This is a genomic window from Pseudarthrobacter sp. NPDC092202 (assembly GCF_044755505.1).
In the GTDB taxonomy this organism is placed as follows: domain Bacteria; phylum Actinomycetota; class Actinomycetes; order Actinomycetales; family Micrococcaceae; genus Arthrobacter.
On the sequence record NZ_JBIVRG010000006.1, the window covers coordinates 191,752 to 209,971 of the forward strand.

An 18,220-nucleotide genomic window follows, 5' to 3' on the forward strand; every position below is an offset into this window, starting at 1 on the left:
GCCGACCAGGAGTTACGGGTGATGGCTGTTGCCGCCCTGGTCCTGTTTGTCGTCATGATGCTGCTCGCCGGCGGCCTTCGGACACTGCTTCAGCGCCGCAGGACCGGCGACACCGGCAACCGGCGGAACTGGGCGGACCGCGGTTCAACCGAGTGGTGGGGGCTGGCCCTGGCCGAGCTGGGCTACCTGACGGTCGGCATCGCCGCTCCCGCCGCTGCCTTTTCCGGCCTGCCGCCCATCGCCGCCCTTGACCACCCGGCTGCGCACATTACCGGAGTCGTGATCGCCATCACCGGCATCCTGGCAACGTTCGGCGCCCAGCTGGCGATGGGATCATCCTGGCGGATCGGAGTTGACGAAACCGAACGCACCGCGCTGGTGACAACCGGCCCGTTCCGGCTGATCCGCAATCCCATCTTCACCGCCGCGGCCGCGGTGTTCCTGGGGCTGACGATGATGGTACCCAACGCCATCGCGCTCGTCGGCCTCATCTGCACGATCACCGGAATCCAGATCCAGGTCCGCCTGGTCGAAGAACCCCACCTGCGCCGCATCCATGGCACCGCCTACACCGACTACGCCTCCCGGGCCGGCCGCTTCCTGCCCGGCCTGGGCCGCCTGCCCGCCGAGCGCCATCCCCGGGCTGAGACCTGACGGAAGCTGAAACCGAGGCCCGGCCGGAGTGCAGGAACCTGTTTCCCGACTGTTTACCCTTACGGCATCTGCAGGACCACTGGAGACAACTTAGGGGCCGTGGGCGGTACCTACGATCCGTGGTGGCGTCATCAAACGCCACCACCGATTCGTACCCCTTTTGGAGACACCCGATGCGACGCACTCTTCCCTTGCTTGGCTCCGCCGGCGCCCTTATGGCCGCAGCCGTGGCCGTCACGGCACTGGTCGGGCCTGCCGGGCCCGCCACAGCGGCCCCGGACGGCAACAACGGCCGGACCAAGAACGTTATCTACCTGCTCGGTGACGGCATGGGCCGCACCCACATCAGCGCCGCCCGGGAACGGTTCTACGGTGCCGAAGGCAAACTGGCCATGGAAACCCTCCCGGCCCAGGGCTACGTCAGCACCTACGCCGTGGAGAAGAAGTCCGGCCAGCCCGGCGAACCGGACTTCAAGCCCAACCTCGTCACCGACTCGGCCTCCGCCGCGACCGCCTGGGCCTCCGGGGTGAAAACCTATAACGCTGCCCTGGGAGTGGACGCCAAGGGCGCCGTGGTGCCCACCGCGATGGAATTGGCCAAACAGGCAGGCTACCGCACAGGGAACGTCTCGACCTCCGAGATCACCGACGCGACCCCCGCCGGGCAGATGAGCCACGTCCTGGCCCGCGGCTGCCAGGGCCCCGTCTATTCTGCCTCGGCATGCCAGGACACGGCCGTGACCGGCGACGCGCTGCCCACCAGTGATGTCAGGGTCACCCCGGTCGCTGACCAAATCGCCCGCAACGGCACCGCCGATGTCATCTTCGGTGGAGGCCTGGGACGCTTCGACGCCGCAGATGAAACCGCCCTGAAGGAACAGGGGTACTCGGTCCTGGGTTCGGCGGCAAGCCAGATCCCTGCCACCCGCACCGACCTGAACGCAGCCTCCGGGGATAAGGTCTTCGGCTTGTTCAACAAGGGCAACCTCACCGTGGAAAAGACCAAGCAGGACAACCCTGCCGCACCCCAGGCCCAGGAACCGTCCCTGCCGGACATGACCAAAAAAGCCATCGAGCTGCTGAACAGCAAAAAAGGCGCCAACGGCAACGGTTTCTACCTTCAGGTCGAAGGGGCCCTGATCGACAAGCGCTCCCACGCCAATGATGCCGCCCAGTCGCTAGAGGAGATCAAAGCCTTCGACGATGCCGTTGCCGCCGCTCTTGACTTCGCCAAAAAGGACGGCAACACCCTCGTGATCGTGACCGCCGACCACGAAACGGCCGGTTTCAACATCATCGAGAAGGGCTCCTTCACCAACCCCGAGGCAGCAGTACCTCCGGTCAACGTCGACAGCGGGAACACCGCCAACAATTCCGCCCCGTCACGGGCGGGCGGGAACACCAAAGACCCCGCCCGTTCCTCCGGCATCCTCAACGGCGCCGGCGCAGCCGACCCGCGTAACTTCGCCCCGGCCACCTTCCGTACCCCGAACGACCCGGCCGAGGTCAAGGACGGTTCCAAGGAGGCCAGCCTGTGGCTGACCTACATCTCCGGCAACCACACCGGCGCTGACGTTCCCGTCTACGCCTACGGTTCCGGCTCTGAAAAGCTCCAAGGCAGCGTGGACAACACGGACCTGTTCGACATCGTCGGCAACGCCCTGCGCGTCCTGCGCTGACCTGACCAGTACATCCAGGGGGTCCGGGAAGATTTCCCGGACCCCCTGACACCGAAAAGAAGACCATGCACCGACGCCAAATCATTGTCCCTGCCGTGCTGCTCATCGCGGCTTTAGCCTTGACCGGATTCCTCGTGACGGCAGCGCAGCAGCCTCCCGGACCGGCCGATGCCGGCCATGGCCCGGCGGCAGCAGCAGCCAGGACTTCATTCCCGGGCCTCCCCTCTGCCGCCAGCGAGCCGGACCTGCCGGGGCTGCACGCGCCAGGGCCGGGCAAGGGAAAGGCACTGCAGGTTCCCGGACCGTTCGATGACAGGTTCGTGCTCGAAGGCCTGGTCTTCGACGGTTCAGCGGTCAGCGGCACCGTCAGGTCAACCGGGGCCACGAGCGAGCTTCTGGACCTTCAGGTTCTCGCCGGCTTTTACGATGACAAGGGCAGTCTGCTCGGCACGGCACGCTTCGACCACCACTTGGGAACCGAGGAACCGCACGCCGACGCCCCGGCAGAACACACGGAGTTCACCATGTCCGTCCCGGACCAATACCAGGACGCGGCAGTCTCAGCAGCGGTCGGCGTGCCCGTCTTCGTCACCGAATAGACCATCCATCGGGAAGGCCGGCCACGTCCTTCCAAGCTGGTCCGTTGAGCTCCGGAACGCCCTGGCACTGTCCTAATCTTTCCGGCCGCCGGCCGCCGGCCGCCGTTGACGGCCGTCGCCTTCCAAAGGAACACCACTCCTTTTTGACCCCGACGGAACCAAACCAACGACCCACGAACCTGGACAACCCGGGAAGCTTCAGCCCCGAACGCTTCCGCCACTGGTAGCACGTGGCCACCGATGCCAGGGAAAGACGCACGCTGGAACTGATCAAGCGCGCGATCCGCCCGCTTGCCGCGGAACATACCCTCCGAACTAAGCCCGCCTATTCAACCCGTCCAAGATGCGGCATGTCACCATCGGGGCCCGCTTTGAATGATGACCTGCGGTGGGGGGGTATTCCTCATGGCCCCGCATCGTGAGGCGATGCGGTATACGGGACGACTGTGCGGTACTTGCCTCCTGGTGTCTGCTGGGGCAATTCATCTGCTCGAGTGAGGGTGACGTGGGCGAGGTGGTGGCTGGTGAGCAGGTTCTCGATCCCGGTGCGTGCGGCTTGCCAGGTGTGTTCGGGGTCGGCGCCAGCCTTGACGTGCAGGCGGAGCCGGAGTTCGGTGGGTGATGTTTGCACCACTTGGAACAGCTCGATCCCCGGGACACGGTCAAGCAGGGTGCTGATGGTCAGTGGGGTAATGGTCACGGGTTCCGCGTCCTGGGCGGGGAAGGCGAGCAGGTCCGCCGTGCGGCCGTGGACGCGGATGGCCGGCAGCGGGTCTCCGCATGGGCAAGGGTCAGGTCGGGCCAGCACAGCGTCGCCGAGGTTGTAGCGCAGGATCGGCTGGACGCGGTTGGCCAGGTTGGTTAGCAATGTGGTGTGGGATTGTTGGCCGGGCGGGACGGGCTGGTGGTGGGTGTCGACGGGTTCGAGGAGCACCCAGTCGCTGTTCACGTGCAGCCAGTTCTCACGGCAACTGTAAGTGAGGAACGGACATTCGGTGGCGGCGTAGCTTTGCCGGACAGTGGCTCCGAACGCGGCGGCAATACGGTCATACTCGGTCACCGGCAGGCCTTCGGCCGACAGGACGACCAGGATGGGGTCGATGCGCAGCCGTCCTGCCTGCTGCTCGCTGGCAAGCAGCGCGCCGGTGCCGGCATAGGCGGCAAGAATGGCTGGCCGGAAGGTGTTGAGCCGGGTCACCATCTCCGGCACTGGCAGCTGGACAGGCAACACGTCGATGAGGCGCCGGCGGAACCTGTTTTTGCGCAACCCGGCCGCGGCCACAGCTGAGGCGAAGTGTCCGCCGGTTGCGTTGACCATGGCGATACGCCCGCCGTGCGTGGCGATCCGTACCAAGTCTGCCGGAGAGAGCCAGGCACCGAGCATCCGTGTGCTCAGCGCGGTGGTCACGGCCAGGGAGTGCTGGTCGAGCAGGAACAGGCCACGGGTTCCGGTGGTGCCCGATGTCGTCAGAGCCGTGTATTGCCTGAGGAACTTCTCGCCGACCCGAGCGGGATCATCGACGAACGACTGGACCTGGGCGAGGCTGATCTTGGGATCGGTCACCCAGTCGTCGAACCGGGCCATCAGCGTTTTCTTGCTGACGACCGGCAGCAGGGCAGCGTCGCTCACCCGCTCGGGCAACCCGTGATAGAGCCCGCGGTAGTAGGCAGAATGGTTGCGCGCGTAGGTGACGATGTCGGCGACCCGGTCCTGTTGTCTGCGCAGCAGCATTTCCGCGCCCTGTTTGTGCACGCGGCGCGCGTCCAGCATCAGCCCAAGAGCTTTCATCACGGCCCACCGGGATGTTCCGCCTGGTGCTCGCCGGCTTCTTTCCATGCCTCATGGCCGGACCACGCGGCGAATCCCGCGACAACGAGGGCGGCAACCGGGTCGGCCCACCACCAGCCGAGGACAGTGTTCAGGCCAAGGCCGGCGAGCACGGAAATGGACAGGTAGTTCGACATCCAGGTTTCGGTCGATTGCGCCACCAGCACAGGGTTTCCCAGTGCCTGCCCGGTGCGGCGCTGGGCCAAGGCAACCGGGACCATGACGATCAGCGCGGCCACGTTGAGCATGATGCCGACCAGTGATTCGCCCGCCTTGTCCTGGGTGATCAGGTCCCGCGCGGCCTCGAACACGACGTAGGCGGCGAGTGCGTAGAACGTGAGTGCGATCATTCGCAGGGCCGGTCGCAGACGTGAGGTGGTACCGTCGCGCAGTTGCCAGATCACCACCGAGGCTGCGAAGACCTCGATCGCGGAGTCGATGCCGAATCCGACCAGCGCCGTGGAGCCGGCAGCCAGACCGGCAGTGATCGCAACGGCACCCTCAATGAGATCCCACACCACAATGAACCAGGCCAACCTCAGGCCGCGGCGGGTGAGCTTGTCCCTCTCCATCCCAGTCATCATCGGCATGAACCGATGATAGCGCGTTCTGTGCTGATATGGTGTGACCGCGATTGCAAATCCCTGACGAAGGGTACCGGGTTTATGTTGATGAACAGGATTGAAACTGCGCTGGTGACCTCGCCGCCCCGGCGGTGGTTGCAGCATTACGAAGTGCACCTGCTGACTAAGCTGGGCGGACGTACGCCAGGAGCGCGGGTTGCGGAGATCGGCTGCGGCTCCGGCTACGGCACCAAGCTGATCCTCGACAAGTTCGGCGCCGCCGGCGTCGACGCCGTCGACCTTGACCCGGCGATGATCACCCGCGCTGCCGGGCGGCTGCAGCGCTACGCCGGCCGGGTCCGGCTGGCCAAGGGCAGCGCCACGGATCTGCGGGCGGCTTTCTCCACGTTCAGCGGCGGCACTGACGCCAGCTACGACGCGGTGTTCGATTTCGCCATCATCCACCACATCCCTGACTGGCGCGAGGCGCTGGCCGAGGTCGCCCGTGTACTCACCCCGGGCGGGCGTTTCTTCTTCGACGAGGTCACCGCCGCCGCACTCGCCCGGCCGTCCTACCGGCGGCTGTTCGATCACCCCGGCAAGGACCGGTTCACCGCCGGGGAATTCCTGGCCGAATTGCCCCGGCACGGCCTGGACGTGGGCGACCGCTGGGTTACCCGCGTGGGCGGGGACTACCTCCTCGGAGTCGCCACGAAATCCGGCCGGACCGACTAAAGCCCGCCTTTGCTCGTCTCTTCAGTGCTTTTCATCCGGTTGGGACGGGCGAAGCGGCACACACTCGGATGTGTCCCTGACCCGCCGGGGCGCCTTCCGGGAACGCCGTTCGGAGACCTGCCCCGGGAAGGTGCCTTGGTACTGCTTGCCGGGAACGGACGAGGTTTTACTGGAGCCTGCCGGGCACGGTGCCGCAGCCGTCGGTCCCGTACCCTCCTGCCAGGTCAATCGTGGGTGTGCAGGGGTTTTCCGGCCAGGGCCAGGGCAGCTTCACCGATCGCGTCATTTTGGGTGGGGTGGGCGTGGATGAGGTTGGCGACGTCTTCGGGGTAGGCGTCCCAGTTGACCATGAGTTGGCCCTCGCCAATCAGTTCACTGACCCGGGCACCGATCATGTGCACTCCGACGATGGGCCCGTCCTTCTGCCTGACCATTTTGATGAATCCCGCGGTTTCGAGCATCAGGCTCTTGGCGTTCCCGGCCAGGTTATATTCGGTGGTTTCGACTCCATCTGTCCCGAATTTCTCCCGGGCCTGGGCCTCGGTCAGACCTACGGACCCGATTTGGGGTTCGGAATAGGTCACGCGCGGGATGCCGGATTCCACGATGGGCGCCGGTTTCAGTCCGGCGATTTCCTCGGCAACGAAGATGCCATGCTGGAAGCCGCGGTGGGCCAGCTGAAGCCCAGGGACAATGTCTCCTATGGCATAGATGTTGCCCACGCCGGTGTGCAGGCGGTCGTTGGCCAGGACGAACCCCCGCTCCATCGGGATGCCATTTTCCTCGTACCCGAGATTTGCCGTGGCCGGGCCGCGGCCCACCGCTACGAGCAGCAGGTCGGCCTCGAGCGTTTTGCCGTCCCGGGTAGTGACAGCGACGCCGTCCTCGTTCTGCGTCACGCCGGCGAACATGGTTTTCGTGTGAAAGGCGATATTGCGGGCCCGGAAGGCGCGTTCGAGCCCTTTGGACACGATTTCCTCTTCGCCGGGTACCAGCCGGGGCAGCGCCTCAATGATGGTGACCTTCGCGCCAAAGGAGTTCCATACCGAGGCGAATTCCACCCCAATTACGCCGCCGCCGAGAATGATGGCGCTTTTGGGCACGAAGTCCAGCTCCAGGGCGTGCTCGGACGTGATGACCCGCCCGCCGATGTCCAGCCCCGGGAGGGACTTGGGGTAGGAACCGGAGGCCAGGACAATGTTGTTGCCCCGGTACCGCGTTCCGCCCACCTCGACGGTGTCCGGCTCAACAAGCCTGCCCCAGCCGCTGACAAGTTCGACGCCGCTGGAGGCAACCAGGCCCTGAAGACCCTTGTACAGGCGGGAGACCACACGCTCTTTGAAAGCGTTCACACCGGACATCTCAACACCTTCAAAGGTGCCGGCCACCCCGACCGACTTGCTGCCACGGATTGCGTCGGCCACCTCCGCGGAATGAAGCAAAGCCTTAGTAGGGATACACCCACGGTGCAGGCAGGTGCCGCCAAGCTTGTCGCCCTCAACGAGGGCCACCTTCATCCCCAACCTGGCACCGCGCAGGGCAGCGGCGTAGCCGGCGCTGCCGCCTCCGAGGACAACAAGGTCATAGCTCATTAATCTTCCCTTTCCACCAAACGGACTGGTCAGCGTGTGTTTGTATCGTACGCGGACGATGCCGGCTCCGGCCGGGTATCAAACGCGGAAAGAACAATGCCGTCGAAGCGCCAACCAAGGGACAAGGGCTTCCTGCCCGGAAGCCGCTGGCCTAGACTCGGGAAAAACACGGACTGGCCTGCACAACAGGGAGAATACGAGTGACTGCACGATTGCCTGACAGCTCGCTGGCCCTGCTGCGGCAGGGCTACACCTTCATCTCCGCCCGCTGCGACGAAGCCGGCACAGACCTCTTTCAAACCCGCCTGATGCTCCGCCCTGTGGTGTGCATCAGGGGAGCAGCGGCGGCGGAGTTCTTTTACGGCGGGGGCCGGTTCAGCCGTACGGGGGCTCTCCCGCGGTCGGTCAAGCACCTGCTGCAGGACGCCGGCAGCGTCCAAACCCTTGAAGGGGACGCGCACCACCGCCGCAAGCAGCTGTTCCTGGACCTGGGCAGCCGAGGATCGGCTGAACGCCTGGCGGACCATTTTGACGCTGAATGGCATGACCCTGATCGCGGGCTGCCGTCCGGGCGGCGTTTCAACCTTCACACTGAAGTCCGCCGGATCCTCACCGCGGCAGCCTGCCGATGGGCGGGTCTTCCTACCGACCCGTTCACTATCCGCAGGCGCAGCACGGAACTGGGCCTGATGATTGACCAGGCCGGCGCCTTCGGGCCCGTGAACTGGTACGCCCGCTGGCGGCGGCATTCCACCGAAAAGTGGGCCACGACCGCCATCCTGACAGCACGCTTGGCCGCGCCGGACCAGACACCGGCAACCCCGGTGGAAGCCATCGCCTTCCATCGCGATCACGCCGGCAAGGAACTGCCCCCCGACACCGCCGCGGTGGAACTGCTGAACCTGCTCCGCCCGGTCGTGGCCGTCAGCAACTTCATCGTCTTCGCCGGCCTCGCCCTCACCCAGCACCCCGAATGGAAAAACAAACTCGCCAACGGGGACGATGATGACCTGCACTGTTTCGCCCAGGAAGTGCGCCGGTACTACCCGTTCTTCCCCTTCGTCGGCGGCACCGCCACCGGGGACCTGGAATGGTCCGGGCACGCCTTCAAGCCCGGGGACTGGGTCCTCCTTGACCTGTACGGAACTAACCACGACCCACGAAGCTGGCCAAACCCGGAAAGCTTCGACCCCGCACGCTTCCGCACCTGGCAGCCCAATCCCAACACCCTGATCCCACAAGGGGCAGGCGACAAGGAAACAGGCCACCGGTGCCCAGGGGAAGACATCACGGTGGAACTGATCAAACGCGCCATCCGCACCCTTGCGGACACACCCGCCCTGCAGGTACCCGCACAGGACCTCAGCTTCAACCTCTCCAGCATGCCCGCCCTACCCAAAAGCGGATTCATCCTCGGGCCTGGCCATGCCGGCCGCCGCTGACAGAGCAGAACGAACCAGAGAACGGCTGGGAACGACTCATCCGGGCAGGTGGTTCAGATATGAAACACCGCGCAGCACCAGAACAGCCAAAGTATTGCCGCCGGTGCGATCCTGTTTGCTCCCAGACGAGGGATCCCCTGGCCTCGGTACGAGCGGTGGAATGGTTGGAGCGGCATCAGATTCGGTTTTACCTGGGGGCTCGACCGGACGAATGGGCGTCAAGGGTTGAAATAGGCGTTTGTGCGGCGCTTGTGACCACCGGAAGGTTGGAGACCCCTTAGTCAGCGTCGCTGTTCGCTGGGCCAATAAATTTGGACAACGTCCTTGCCTCGGTGGGCTTCAGGAAGAACTCAACCGGTTTGAGCCTGCCATCGATCTCCAAGGTCAATGTGAAGCCCTCAGATCCAACGCTGGGGCGGGCCGACCAATGCTTGAGGACTGGCGCGAGGTCCCGCCCCATCAGGACATTGCGCTCATCCATGTCCCAAGGCGCGCCCGCGTCGACAATCGCTTTATGCTCTCCACAGAGGTAGGCCTCATGATAGCCGGCAGCAGCGTTTTGATTACCGAAAACGAAGGCGGATCCAGGGTTCGTGCAACGGAGCACTGAGCAAATAATCATGCTTTGGAAGATACCCATGAAGGTGGAGGAAACCCGTGCAACACGTCCATGAGACTTCAATAGCTTCAAGCTCCGACGGGGACAGGAATCTCAGTCATCCCCCTGTACAAGTCCCGCTACCGTCACGCCGTGTTCGGCTTCCGGGGTAAGAAGACGTCGAATGTCAGCTGATCGACAAGGCCCTGCCGGGAGAAGGCCTGAAACGTCAGGTAAGACTCGGCCTTCTTGGCCGCCTGTTCCTTCCAGCCCATCTCTACGTGATCCGCGGCCCAAATAGCCTCCCTCGGTGTGAACTTGTGCAATTCCAGTTGCATTATCAGACCGGTGCGCGAGAACGCATGGAAGTGGAACGTCATGGGGAGGCCCCGAAGCCCACAACTGCCAAAAGCAGTTTTATAGGCTGGATTTGAAGCCTAAGGACCGATATCCGGAGGTGGAGAAGCATCTAAGTGCCCGCATCGCCCCGGGCTGAAGACGGCCACCAGTTCATCCATGTGCGGGGTAGCTAGCGCTGGCGGTGTATAGGAGGCCCCTTCCGGCGATTCTATCCCCAGGCATTGGCGACAGATGAGTAGTGAGAGCTGGCAACTGAACGCACGTCTACGGTCTATGACCAAGGGCTTGTGCTCAGCGCCCGTTTTACGACTGTGCGCGGGTCAGGTGGCGTGTCTCGTGCTTTGGCACGATGATAGGGACGATGCGTACCAGGACGACCATGGCGACCAGTTCGACGAGTGTCTGGGTGACGACGGCTAACGGGGCGATGCTCAGCGCCGGCGGCAGGGCCAGGGCCAGTGGGAGGACGACGAGGGAGTTGCGGGTGGTCGTGGAGAAGATGGCGGCCCGGGTGGCCGGGACGTCGAGGCGGGCGGCGCGTCCTGCAACTTTTCCTATGATGACGGCGATGACGACGAAGGCCACGTAGAGGGGAATGACGCGGGTGAGATTGAGGACCTGGGCGCCCACTGCGGCGATCTGTGATCCGATCACGACTGCGAGAGTGACCATCATCAGAGGCACCATCGCCCCAGCCATGACCTGCTCTATGGCTTGACCTGCACGGTGGCGGCGGGCGATGGCCTGCACTGTGGCGGCGGCGGCCAGGGGCAGCACAATCAACAGGAGGAACGCTTCGATAAACGGGCCGACATCAATCACGTCAAGAACGTCGGCGCCGGCGACCAGGAACAGATAGACCGGGAGCAGGAGTATCTGCACCAGCATCAGCAGCGGGGTTGCGGCGAGCAGACGGGCGCTGGCGCCGCCGGCGATTCCGCTGAAGACGATGACGTAGTCGACGCATGGAGTCAGCAGCACCAGCAGGACGCCGAGCATCAGCCCGCGATCGTCCGCGACAAAGCGGGAAAGACCGAACACGACGGCAGGGACGAAGATGAAGTTCGCGACGAGCACCGTACCCAGGAAGCGGATGTCGCGGAATGCTTTGCCCACCTCGATCAGTGGGACAGCGAGGAACGTGGCGAACAGCAGCAGAATCAGCACCGGTTTAATGGAATGTTCCAAGGCCGGCGCGATCTCCGGCGCAGCCAGACCGACCGCCGCCCCAGTCAAGATCGCAACCATGTAGAGCAGAACCTGCTGTTCGTCCCACCAGCCGATAATGCGGTTCATGATCACCGTGCTCCTTCGATGGTTGTCGTCTTTGGGTCGGTCGTCTGCGTGGGGCATGCTTTCCGCTGGGTGGCGAGGAGTGCGCATTCGGAGCGGCAGGATCGTCCGCTGTCCGGACAGGCGCTAACCTTGGCCACTGCCGTGTCGAGCCGGTCACGCAGCAGGCGCAGGCTCGCAAGGCGTTTATCGACCTCAAGCAGCCTCTGCTGTAGCCGGGGGTGAAGAACTTCACGCACCTGAGTGCAACTTTCAGCCTCGATAACAGTCAGAAGATCCACAATTTCAAATAGCGACAGATCGAGCTGCTTCGCAGCCTCAATGAACGACAGCTGGTCGAGCGCATCAATGTCGTAGTCCCGGTACCCGTTGGAGCCCCGCTTCGCTGTGAGCAGCCCTACCGATTCGTAATAGCGCAGCGTCGTCGCGGGGACCCCCGACGCTGCCGCCAGCTCTGAAATTCGCACGCTGCCTAGCGTAGACCTTCGAGTGCACTCGAAGGTCTACTCGGCGCGAACCAGGGCTGGAAATGTGGGCGGTGTGGGACTGTAACAGCATTAAGTGCGGTCCTATTGTTGACGCATGAGCGAGACGGCCGAGCACAACAAGCGCACTGTTTTCCATGCTGGTGGAGGCACTTTCCGGATGTCAGGACGTCGTCCAGACAGCGGCTGAAGGCGATACCGTCGTCGCCAGGCTGCGCTGTTCTGGTACTCACCTCGGTGTCTGGCGCGGGCATGCGCCGCCCGGCAGGCGCTTTGAGTGGGTTGACGCGGTGTACTTCTTTTCTTTCCTGGATGGGTTGATCAGTGGCAGTTGGGGCCTTGAGGACAACCTGAAACGCTTCGCCCAACTAGGCCTCGCACTGGACTCACGCGCTCCTTCATTTGAGGGCAGCCGTGTCTCAAATGGTCAGTGTCTACTGTATAGTTCAGCGAGTGCTGACTATAGATTCTCACTTGGATGTAATGAACCGGTTAGGCCGGGCCATGGCCGACCCCACCCGGTCCCGAATACTGCTGACCCTGCTGGAGCGGCCCGCCTATCCCGCTGAGCTGGCCCGAGGCCTGGGGCTCACACGGTCGAACGTGTCGAACCACCTGGCGTGCCTGCGGGACTGCGGGATCGCGGTCGTCGTGCCGGAGGGCCGTCAGAACCGGTATGAGATCGCCGACCCGCACCTGACGCGCGCGTTGACCGCACTGGTCGATGTCACCCTCGCGGTGGATGAGAGCGCCCCTTGCCTGGATCCGGCCTGTTCGGTTCCGGCCTGCTGTGATGCGGAGGCTGAGGCATGATCCTGTCTTCAGCCCTGCAGGCGATCGGCCTGTTCCTGGCCACGAACATCGATGACATCATCGTGCTCTCCCTGTTCTTCGCCCGCGGCGCCGGCCAGCGCGGGACCAGCGCCCGGATCCTGGTTGGCCAGTATCTGGGGTTCGTCGGTATCCTCGGCGCGGCCGTGCTCGTGTCGCTGGGCGCGGGGGCAATCCTGCCGCCGGAGGTCATCCCGTACTTCGGGCTCATCCCTCTGGGCCTGGGACTGTGGGCCGCCTGGCAGGCCTGGCGCGGGGACGACGACGATGACGACGATGAGGCCAAGATCGAAGGCAAGAACGTCGCCGCCTGGACGGTGGCCGGAGTGACCTTCGCCAACGGCGGGGATAACATCGGCGTCTACGTCCCGGTCTTCCTCAGCGTCGGCCCGGGAGCCGTGGTGGCCTACTGCATCGTGTTCCTGGCCTTGGTCGCGGTGCTGGTGGTGCTGGCCAAGTTCATCGCCACCCGCCGGCCGATCGCGGAGGTGCTGGAACGCTGGGAGCACATCCTGTTCCCGATCGTCCTGATCGGCCTCGGTGTCTTCATCTTGGTCAGTGGAGGAGCCTTCGGCCTCTAGCGAGTCCTCCAGGACAGAGACGTGGTGGCGGTGCGACTGAGCCTCGGTCGCACCGCACCGCCACCTAGCGGCGGCAGCCCTACCATATAAGAGCCAGGACACAGCGGCTGCGGTGATAGGTTTCTGATGGGCCGGGTCAGAGCCGCAAACGATACTCGAACACTACATCCAGCAGATTGACTTGCACTAGGTTTCAACTTGCCGTCAAAGTGCCCGTAAGAGGTGCCGCGTATAGGCGACTTAAGGCTTCCCGTTAGACGGTCCCTAGCGCGACAACCCGAATTTGACGTCCGGTTTTGCAGAGGTGGAGTTTGAGGTGTCCCGTATACCCTGCCCGCAAAACTGCCCGGTGAACGCGCGCCCTAAACGCTACACACCCAAGCGTCTCAAAACCCTTGCGACTTGAGACGGAAAGGTTCCGAGAGACACGGAGCTGGGCGTGACAGTTGGTTTCGAAGGGCGGTGTGCCCTGGTGCGGCTCGGACGTGGTCGCACTCTATTCATCGGCCGCGTGCGAAACGTGCGCTGCGGTGTCCGATCCTTAGGGGGTGCCGAAGTCACCTCTCATGGAAATCAGTGGTTCCCGGGAGTAGTCGCAGGGCGGCGGTCCCGTGGTCCACCGGCCCGCCCCGCCCTGCGAGGTCAATCAGCTCGTGGTGTCCGCGGGCGCGGAGGCCTGGAACGCGTCCCACGCAGCGTAGCTGCCGTCCAGTTCGACGACGTCGTACCCGGCCCGGCGCAGGGCGCTGGCGGCGACGGAGTTCCGGACGCCGGACTGGCAGTAGGTGACGATGGTGCCTTCGGCGGGAAGCTCATCGAGGTGCCACATCAGGCGGCCGCCGCTGAGCTGGTGCGAGCCGGGGATGTACCCGGCTGTGTGCTCGGTCTTGTTCCGGACATCCACGACCATGGCGGCGTCAAAGCCGTGCAGGTCTTCGGGTTGGATCAGCTTCGGCGTGAAGGTGGGGAGTCCTTCGATGCTGGTGACGTAGCCGGCCACGTTGTCGATGCCTACGCGGACAAGATGGTCCCACATGCCCTGTGCGGCTTCCTGGTCCTGCGCCAGCAGGACCAGCGGGTTCTTGTCCGTTTCCGGGTTGACTACCCAGGCGCCGTAGCTGGCAACGGACTTGCCGGCCGGAATGTTCAGCGAGCCGGTGACGGTGCCTTCGTGGACTTCGCTGTTGGGGCGGGTGTCGATGAAGGTCAGGGTGTCCTCGGCCAGGCCTGCAGCTACGATGCCGGTTGCGAGTTCGGTCAGCGGGGTGCGCTGACCCATCACGGCGGGGCCTTCACGGTTTTCCCGCTTCATCCGGCCGAAGTAGGCGTGGGCGTCGGGCTGGCCGTCGAGGAGTTCGTTGATGAAGCCCTGCTCGTCGTTCGCCGCGAGGTAGGGACCCCACCAGGAGTAGAGCCGCTCATAACCGACCGTGGAGGACGGGATCGCGCCGAGCGCCTTGCCGCAGGCACTGCCGGCACCGTGGGCGGGGTGGACCTGAATGTAATCGGGCAGGGTCAGGAACTTGTCCCGCAAGCTGGCAAAGAGCTGCCTGGCGCCTTCGAAGCGGGTGTCGACGCCGCCGGCGGCCTCGTCCAGCAGGTCCGGCCGGCCGAGGTCGCCCGAGAAGACGAAGTCGCCGGAGAGCAGGTAGCCGGGCTGGTCGCTGAACGCCCCGTCGGTGACCAGAAAGGACAGGTGCTCCGGGGTGTGGCCCGGGGTGTGGAGGGCCTGGATGCTGATGTTGCCGATGGTGATCTTGTCGCCGTCGGAGAGGCGTTCGCCGTCGAAGTTGTACTGCCAGTCCGGTCCGCCCTCGCCGGAGACGTAGATCTTCGCGCCGGTGGCTGCGGCCAGTTCACGGGTGCCGGAGAGGTAGTCGGCGTGGATGTGGGTTTCGGTAACTGCCACGATCTTCATGCCGTTCTTCTCAGCCAGTTCCTGGTAGACCGCGATGTCGCGGCGGCTGTCGACAACAACCGCGGTGCCGTTGGCCTGGCAGCCGATCAGGTAGCTGGCCTGTGCGAGGTCTTCGTCGTAAATGCGCTCGATAAGCATGTAGTGATCTCCTTTGAGAAGAGGGTGGTAAGCGTGGATCAGGCGGGTCTGGGAAGGGTGCGCCGGGTATTGCGCAGTGGGCAGGAGCGGATCAAGAACCAGCAGATTGCGGCGGTGGCTGCGGTGAGCGCTGCGATTCCGGCGGCGATGAACCAGTGCAGGTGGGCCGGTGCCTGCTGGATGAGGACAAAGCTTCCCATGGCAAGGACGAACCAGCCGAAGGCTTTGCGCAGTGCGGCTTCCGGGATCCGGCCGGCGACCTTGGAACCGGCCAGGGTGCCCGCGATGGCCGCGGCTGTCACGCCGAGGGTGATCCCCCAGTCGAGCTGGACGGTGGTGAGGTAGCCGGCGAGCCCTGCGAACGATTTCATGGCGATGACCACCAGGGAGGTGCCCACGGCGACGGACATCGGCAGGCCGCCCAGGAGTGCCAGGGCCGGGACCACGAGGAAGCCGCCGCCTGCGCCGACCAGGCCGGTGATGAGCCCGACGGCGGCGCCGTCCAGCAGCACCCTGCCTAGGGGCAGCTCGTGCTTGACTGGTGCGGCGCCGTCGTCGTTCTTCTTTTTCCGTCCGCGGAGCATTGCCACGGAGGTCGCCACCATCATGATGGCGAAGGCAATCAGCAGGATCTGGCCGGGAATGTGCCCGCCCAGCAGACCGCCGAGGAACGCGCCGGCCATGCCTGCGGCGCCGAAGATCAGGCCGGTCCGCCACATCACCCTGCCCTCCCGGGCGTGGCTGAACACGCTGACCACGGAGGTAACGCCGACAACGAGGAGGGAGGCTGCGATGGCTTCCTTGGCCTCGAACCCGGCCGCGTAGACCAGGATCGGGACGGTCAGGATCGAGCCGCCGCCGCCGAGGACGCCGAGGGAGAGCCCGATGACCACCGACAGGGCAAGGACCAGGGCCAGGGTGGCGGTCATGAGGCGTTTGCCTCCTCCCGGGCGTCGGTGACGGGAAGGGTCAGGATGGCGCTTTCGCGCGTGGGTTCCTTGGCGGCCTTGTTCCACGGCATTGCCGAGAGGGCCTTGCCCATGGCACAGGTATTGGTGGCTGCGGAGAAGGTCAGTCCGGTGCCGATGGCCCCGGCGAGCATGCGGACCTTCGGGGAGACGAACTTGCCGCCGGCCAGGCCCAGGACCACCAGGGAACCTGCGGCGAGACGGACCTGCCGCTCGAGGGCCCAGCGGTCCCTGCCCTTCACGACATCGCCGCCGGCGGCAGCGAAGCCTGGCGCGCCGCCGGTCAGGACGTAGGCGGTGTCGATCCCGGCCTTGGCAAGACGCTGGCGGGCCTGCTCGGCGCGCACCCCCGACTGGCAGACCAGGACAACGCGGGAGCCCAGTCGGGCGGCAAGCTCCTCGGTGTGTTCGGACAGCAGCGGCAGGGGCACGTTGTAGGAGCCGCCGATATGCAGGGACTCAAACTCGGCGGCGGACCGGACATCGATCACCACGAGATCGTGGTGCTGGTCGATCCAGGTGCGAAGGGTCTCGGGAGCAAGGGCAGTAACGGCTGGTGCGGTGGAAGGGGAAGTCATTGCTGGCCTCTCGTGGGGTGGCGGGAAAGGGTGTGGATACCCCACCGAGTATCGCAGATACCCCAAGGGGTATGCAAAACACCCTAGGGGGTATAGTTGAAGCCAATCCACCCCGCCCTTTTGGAGACTCCATGCAACTCGACCCAACTGAACTGACCCCCGTGGTCAACCGCCTCAAGCGCGCCCAGGGACAGCTGGCTGCTGTGACCCGCATGCTCGAGGAAGGCAAGGACTGCAAGGACATCGTCACGCAACTGGCCGCCGTGTCGAAGGCCCTGGACAGGGCCGGCTTCGCCATCATGGCCACCGGCCTGGAGCAATGCATCGTCCGCGAAGACACCACATTGGACAAAAAAGAACTGGAAAAGCTCTTCCTGTCCCTCGCCTGACAAATCCGACATCCCAGAACACGGCTACCAACGCCAACTTCACCGGGGGCCGTGGAGAGTTCGCTTAGCCTGCTGGCCTTCATCGCCACGTCGAGGTCCGCACTCACCGCTCGCATGTCGCCCAAAGCGAACCCGGGAAGCAGCTCGGCCGGGTTCGGGCAGGCGCTGCTTCCGTGCGTAGGTTTGACGGCAAATCGTCCACAGCTCGTATGTCTTCACGCATAGATGGTTAAGGACATAGACCCGGGGATCTATGTGAGGGGTATGTTTTTCGCTCATACACGAGGAGAAAAGATCCCTGCTAAATCAGCACAAACAGCCCCCTCCCACTGCGATCACCACATGCTCACTAAGTGTCGAGTTCCGACAGCACGCGCCGGCCAAACTCGCCGTCGAGGGTGAAGGAAAGAGTTGGTGGTGCATTCGCGTAGGTTCCCGGAACTGAAGGCTCGGCCCTGTTTCGCCGCCGCTCGGATTTCGGTCGTGGTCACAGGAGGCTCACGGGCAGCGCTCCGATGCCGTTTTTTGCGGTTTTCCACATACTCAACGACTCCCCTATCGGCAGCCGGCCACTGATGCTGCACTGGAGCCATGCTCAGCTACGAAGACATCATCCTGCCCGGAGGGGAACGGGTCCTGGTCATCCAGGAGCACGAGGACGGCCGCTGCTGGTGCGGCGAAATCTGGGATTGGCGGGCACCGCCCAGTCATTTAAGTGTTTAGGTTCGGGGCCGCTTCCCAGCACGGTGCTGGTCCGGTCTAAAGCAAACACCGTCGATGCGCGGCCAGGGACGTACAGGAATCTCGATCATCAGGGAGTGCAGAGGTCCACGGTCGTCGGGACACGTGGGGGAAATAAAACGCGAAACGGAACCTCGACGCGGCAGGGCCCTAAGCCTCGATCCACCGATGAGCTTGGGTGACAAGCGGGTGCCGTGACGCAGAAATGCCCCTCTGATCAGGAAGAATAGTGATTGTCTAGACCGCTG

General features: G+C 64.4%; 19 protein-coding genes. 9 read left to right on the top strand and 10 right to left on the bottom strand.

Going from position 1 to position 18,220, the window contains the following annotated elements:
* Positions 1-21 precede the first annotated feature (21 nt).
* From ACIQF4_RS12075 to ACIQF4_RS12085, 3 genes are all read left to right on the top strand, one after another.
* Positions 22-654, top strand: coding sequence for a methyltransferase family protein (locus ACIQF4_RS12075; RefSeq protein WP_377087111.1), 633 nt, complete (start codon positions 22-24; stop codon positions 652-654).
* A gap of 173 nt (positions 655-827) precedes the next feature.
* The gene (locus ACIQF4_RS12080) at positions 828-2,333 is read left to right on the top strand and encodes an alkaline phosphatase (RefSeq protein ID WP_377087113.1); all 1,506 of its coding nucleotides are present in this window, start codon (positions 828-830) and stop codon (positions 2,331-2,333) included.
* 65 nt (positions 2,334-2,398) lie between these two features.
* Positions 2,399-2,932 (top strand): hypothetical protein, encoded by a 534-nt coding sequence (locus tag ACIQF4_RS12085; protein ID WP_191079136.1) that lies wholly within the window; start codon positions 2,399-2,401, stop codon positions 2,930-2,932.
* Positions 2,933-3,335: 403 nt separating this feature from the next.
* On the opposite strand, the gene ACIQF4_RS12090 is transcribed toward ACIQF4_RS12085, so the two are convergent.
* The gene (locus tag ACIQF4_RS12090) at positions 3,336-4,721 is read right to left on the bottom strand and encodes a phenylacetate--CoA ligase family protein (RefSeq protein ID WP_377087256.1); all 1,386 of its coding nucleotides are present in this window, start codon (positions 4,719-4,721) and stop codon (positions 3,336-3,338) included.
* A complete protein-coding gene (locus ACIQF4_RS12095; protein WP_377087116.1) occupies positions 4,721-5,350 on the bottom strand; it encodes a cation diffusion facilitator family transporter in 630 nt (209 codons plus the stop codon). The genes ACIQF4_RS12090 and ACIQF4_RS12095 overlap by 1 nt, the downstream gene beginning before the upstream one ends.
* Before the next feature lie 81 nt (positions 5,351-5,431).
* Between ACIQF4_RS12095 and ACIQF4_RS12100 the strand changes: the two genes are divergently transcribed.
* Positions 5,432-6,058: a class I SAM-dependent methyltransferase gene (locus tag ACIQF4_RS12100; RefSeq protein ID WP_400579970.1), complete on the top strand. Its 627-nt coding sequence runs from the start codon at positions 5,432-5,434 to the stop codon at positions 6,056-6,058.
* Between the two features lie 224 nt (positions 6,059-6,282).
* Here the strand turns inward: ACIQF4_RS12100 and lpdA are convergent, their stop codons facing one another.
* Positions 6,283-7,650: a dihydrolipoyl dehydrogenase gene (lpdA, locus tag ACIQF4_RS12105; protein WP_377087120.1), complete on the bottom strand. Its 1,368-nt coding sequence runs from the start codon at positions 7,648-7,650 to the stop codon at positions 6,283-6,285.
* Between the two features lie 200 nt (positions 7,651-7,850).
* Here lpdA and ACIQF4_RS12110 point away from each other — a divergent pair, with 200 nt between their 5' ends.
* Positions 7,851-9,092, top strand: a complete 1,242-nt coding sequence (locus ACIQF4_RS12110) for a cytochrome P450 (protein WP_377087122.1) — start codon at positions 7,851-7,853, stop codon at positions 9,090-9,092.
* A gap of 277 nt (positions 9,093-9,369) precedes the next feature.
* Here the strand turns inward: ACIQF4_RS12110 and ACIQF4_RS12115 are convergent, their stop codons facing one another.
* The 4 genes from ACIQF4_RS12115 to ACIQF4_RS12130 form a co-directional block, all read right to left on the bottom strand.
* Positions 9,370-9,573, bottom strand: coding sequence for a hypothetical protein (locus ACIQF4_RS12115; RefSeq protein ID WP_377087124.1), 204 nt, complete (start codon positions 9,571-9,573; stop codon positions 9,370-9,372).
* Positions 9,574-9,836: 263 nt separating this feature from the next.
* Positions 9,837-10,070: an Ltp family lipoprotein gene (locus tag ACIQF4_RS12120; RefSeq protein WP_377087127.1), complete on the bottom strand. Its 234-nt coding sequence runs from the start codon at positions 10,068-10,070 to the stop codon at positions 9,837-9,839.
* Between the two features lie 283 nt (positions 10,071-10,353).
* On the bottom strand, positions 10,354-11,346 hold the full coding sequence (locus ACIQF4_RS12125) for an arsenic resistance protein (RefSeq protein WP_377087129.1): 993 nt from the start codon (positions 11,344-11,346) through the stop codon (positions 10,354-10,356).
* A gap of 2 nt (positions 11,347-11,348) precedes the next feature.
* Positions 11,349-11,810 (bottom strand): MerR family transcriptional regulator, encoded by a 462-nt coding sequence (locus tag ACIQF4_RS12130; protein WP_377087131.1) that lies wholly within the window; start codon positions 11,808-11,810, stop codon positions 11,349-11,351.
* Positions 11,811-11,965: 155 nt separating this feature from the next.
* On the opposite strand from ACIQF4_RS12130, the gene ACIQF4_RS12135 reads away from it, so the two are divergent.
* The 3 genes from ACIQF4_RS12135 to ACIQF4_RS12145 are packed head-to-tail and all read left to right on the top strand — an operon-like array spanning position 11,966 to position 13,240.
* Positions 11,966-12,397 carry an ester cyclase gene (locus ACIQF4_RS12135; RefSeq protein WP_377087133.1) on the top strand — a complete coding sequence of 144 codons (432 nt, stop codon included), beginning with the start codon at positions 11,966-11,968 and terminating at the stop codon, positions 12,395-12,397.
* On the top strand, positions 12,282-12,641 hold the full coding sequence (locus tag ACIQF4_RS12140) for an ArsR/SmtB family transcription factor (protein ID WP_377087135.1): 360 nt from the start codon (positions 12,282-12,284) through the stop codon (positions 12,639-12,641). Before ACIQF4_RS12135 ends, ACIQF4_RS12140 begins: the two co-directional genes overlap by 116 nt.
* Positions 12,638-13,240 (top strand): cadmium resistance transporter, encoded by a 603-nt coding sequence (locus ACIQF4_RS12145; RefSeq protein ID WP_191079145.1) that lies wholly within the window; start codon positions 12,638-12,640, stop codon positions 13,238-13,240. The genes ACIQF4_RS12140 and ACIQF4_RS12145 overlap by 4 nt, the downstream gene beginning before the upstream one ends.
* A gap of 646 nt (positions 13,241-13,886) precedes the next feature.
* Here the strand turns inward: ACIQF4_RS12145 and ACIQF4_RS12150 are convergent.
* The 3 genes from ACIQF4_RS12150 to ACIQF4_RS12160 are packed head-to-tail and all read right to left on the bottom strand — an operon-like array spanning position 13,887 to position 16,842.
* Positions 13,887-15,296 carry a rhodanese-like domain-containing protein gene (locus ACIQF4_RS12150; RefSeq protein ID WP_400579972.1) on the bottom strand — a complete coding sequence of 470 codons (1,410 nt, stop codon included), beginning with the start codon at positions 15,294-15,296 and terminating at the stop codon, positions 13,887-13,889.
* Between the two features lie 38 nt (positions 15,297-15,334).
* Positions 15,335-16,225, bottom strand: coding sequence for a sulfite exporter TauE/SafE family protein (locus ACIQF4_RS12155; protein WP_191079147.1), 891 nt, complete (start codon positions 16,223-16,225; stop codon positions 15,335-15,337).
* The gene (locus ACIQF4_RS12160; RefSeq protein ID WP_191079148.1) at positions 16,222-16,842 is read right to left on the bottom strand and encodes a rhodanese-like domain-containing protein; all 621 of its coding nucleotides are present in this window, start codon (positions 16,840-16,842) and stop codon (positions 16,222-16,224) included. The genes ACIQF4_RS12155 and ACIQF4_RS12160 overlap by 4 nt, the downstream gene beginning before the upstream one ends.
* Positions 16,843-16,973: 131 nt before the next feature.
* On the opposite strand from ACIQF4_RS12160, the gene ACIQF4_RS12165 reads away from it, so the two are divergent.
* Positions 16,974-17,231 (top strand): metal-sensitive transcriptional regulator, encoded by a 258-nt coding sequence (locus ACIQF4_RS12165; protein ID WP_377087139.1) that lies wholly within the window; start codon positions 16,974-16,976, stop codon positions 17,229-17,231.
* The last annotated feature ends 989 nt before the right edge of the window (positions 17,232-18,220 follow it).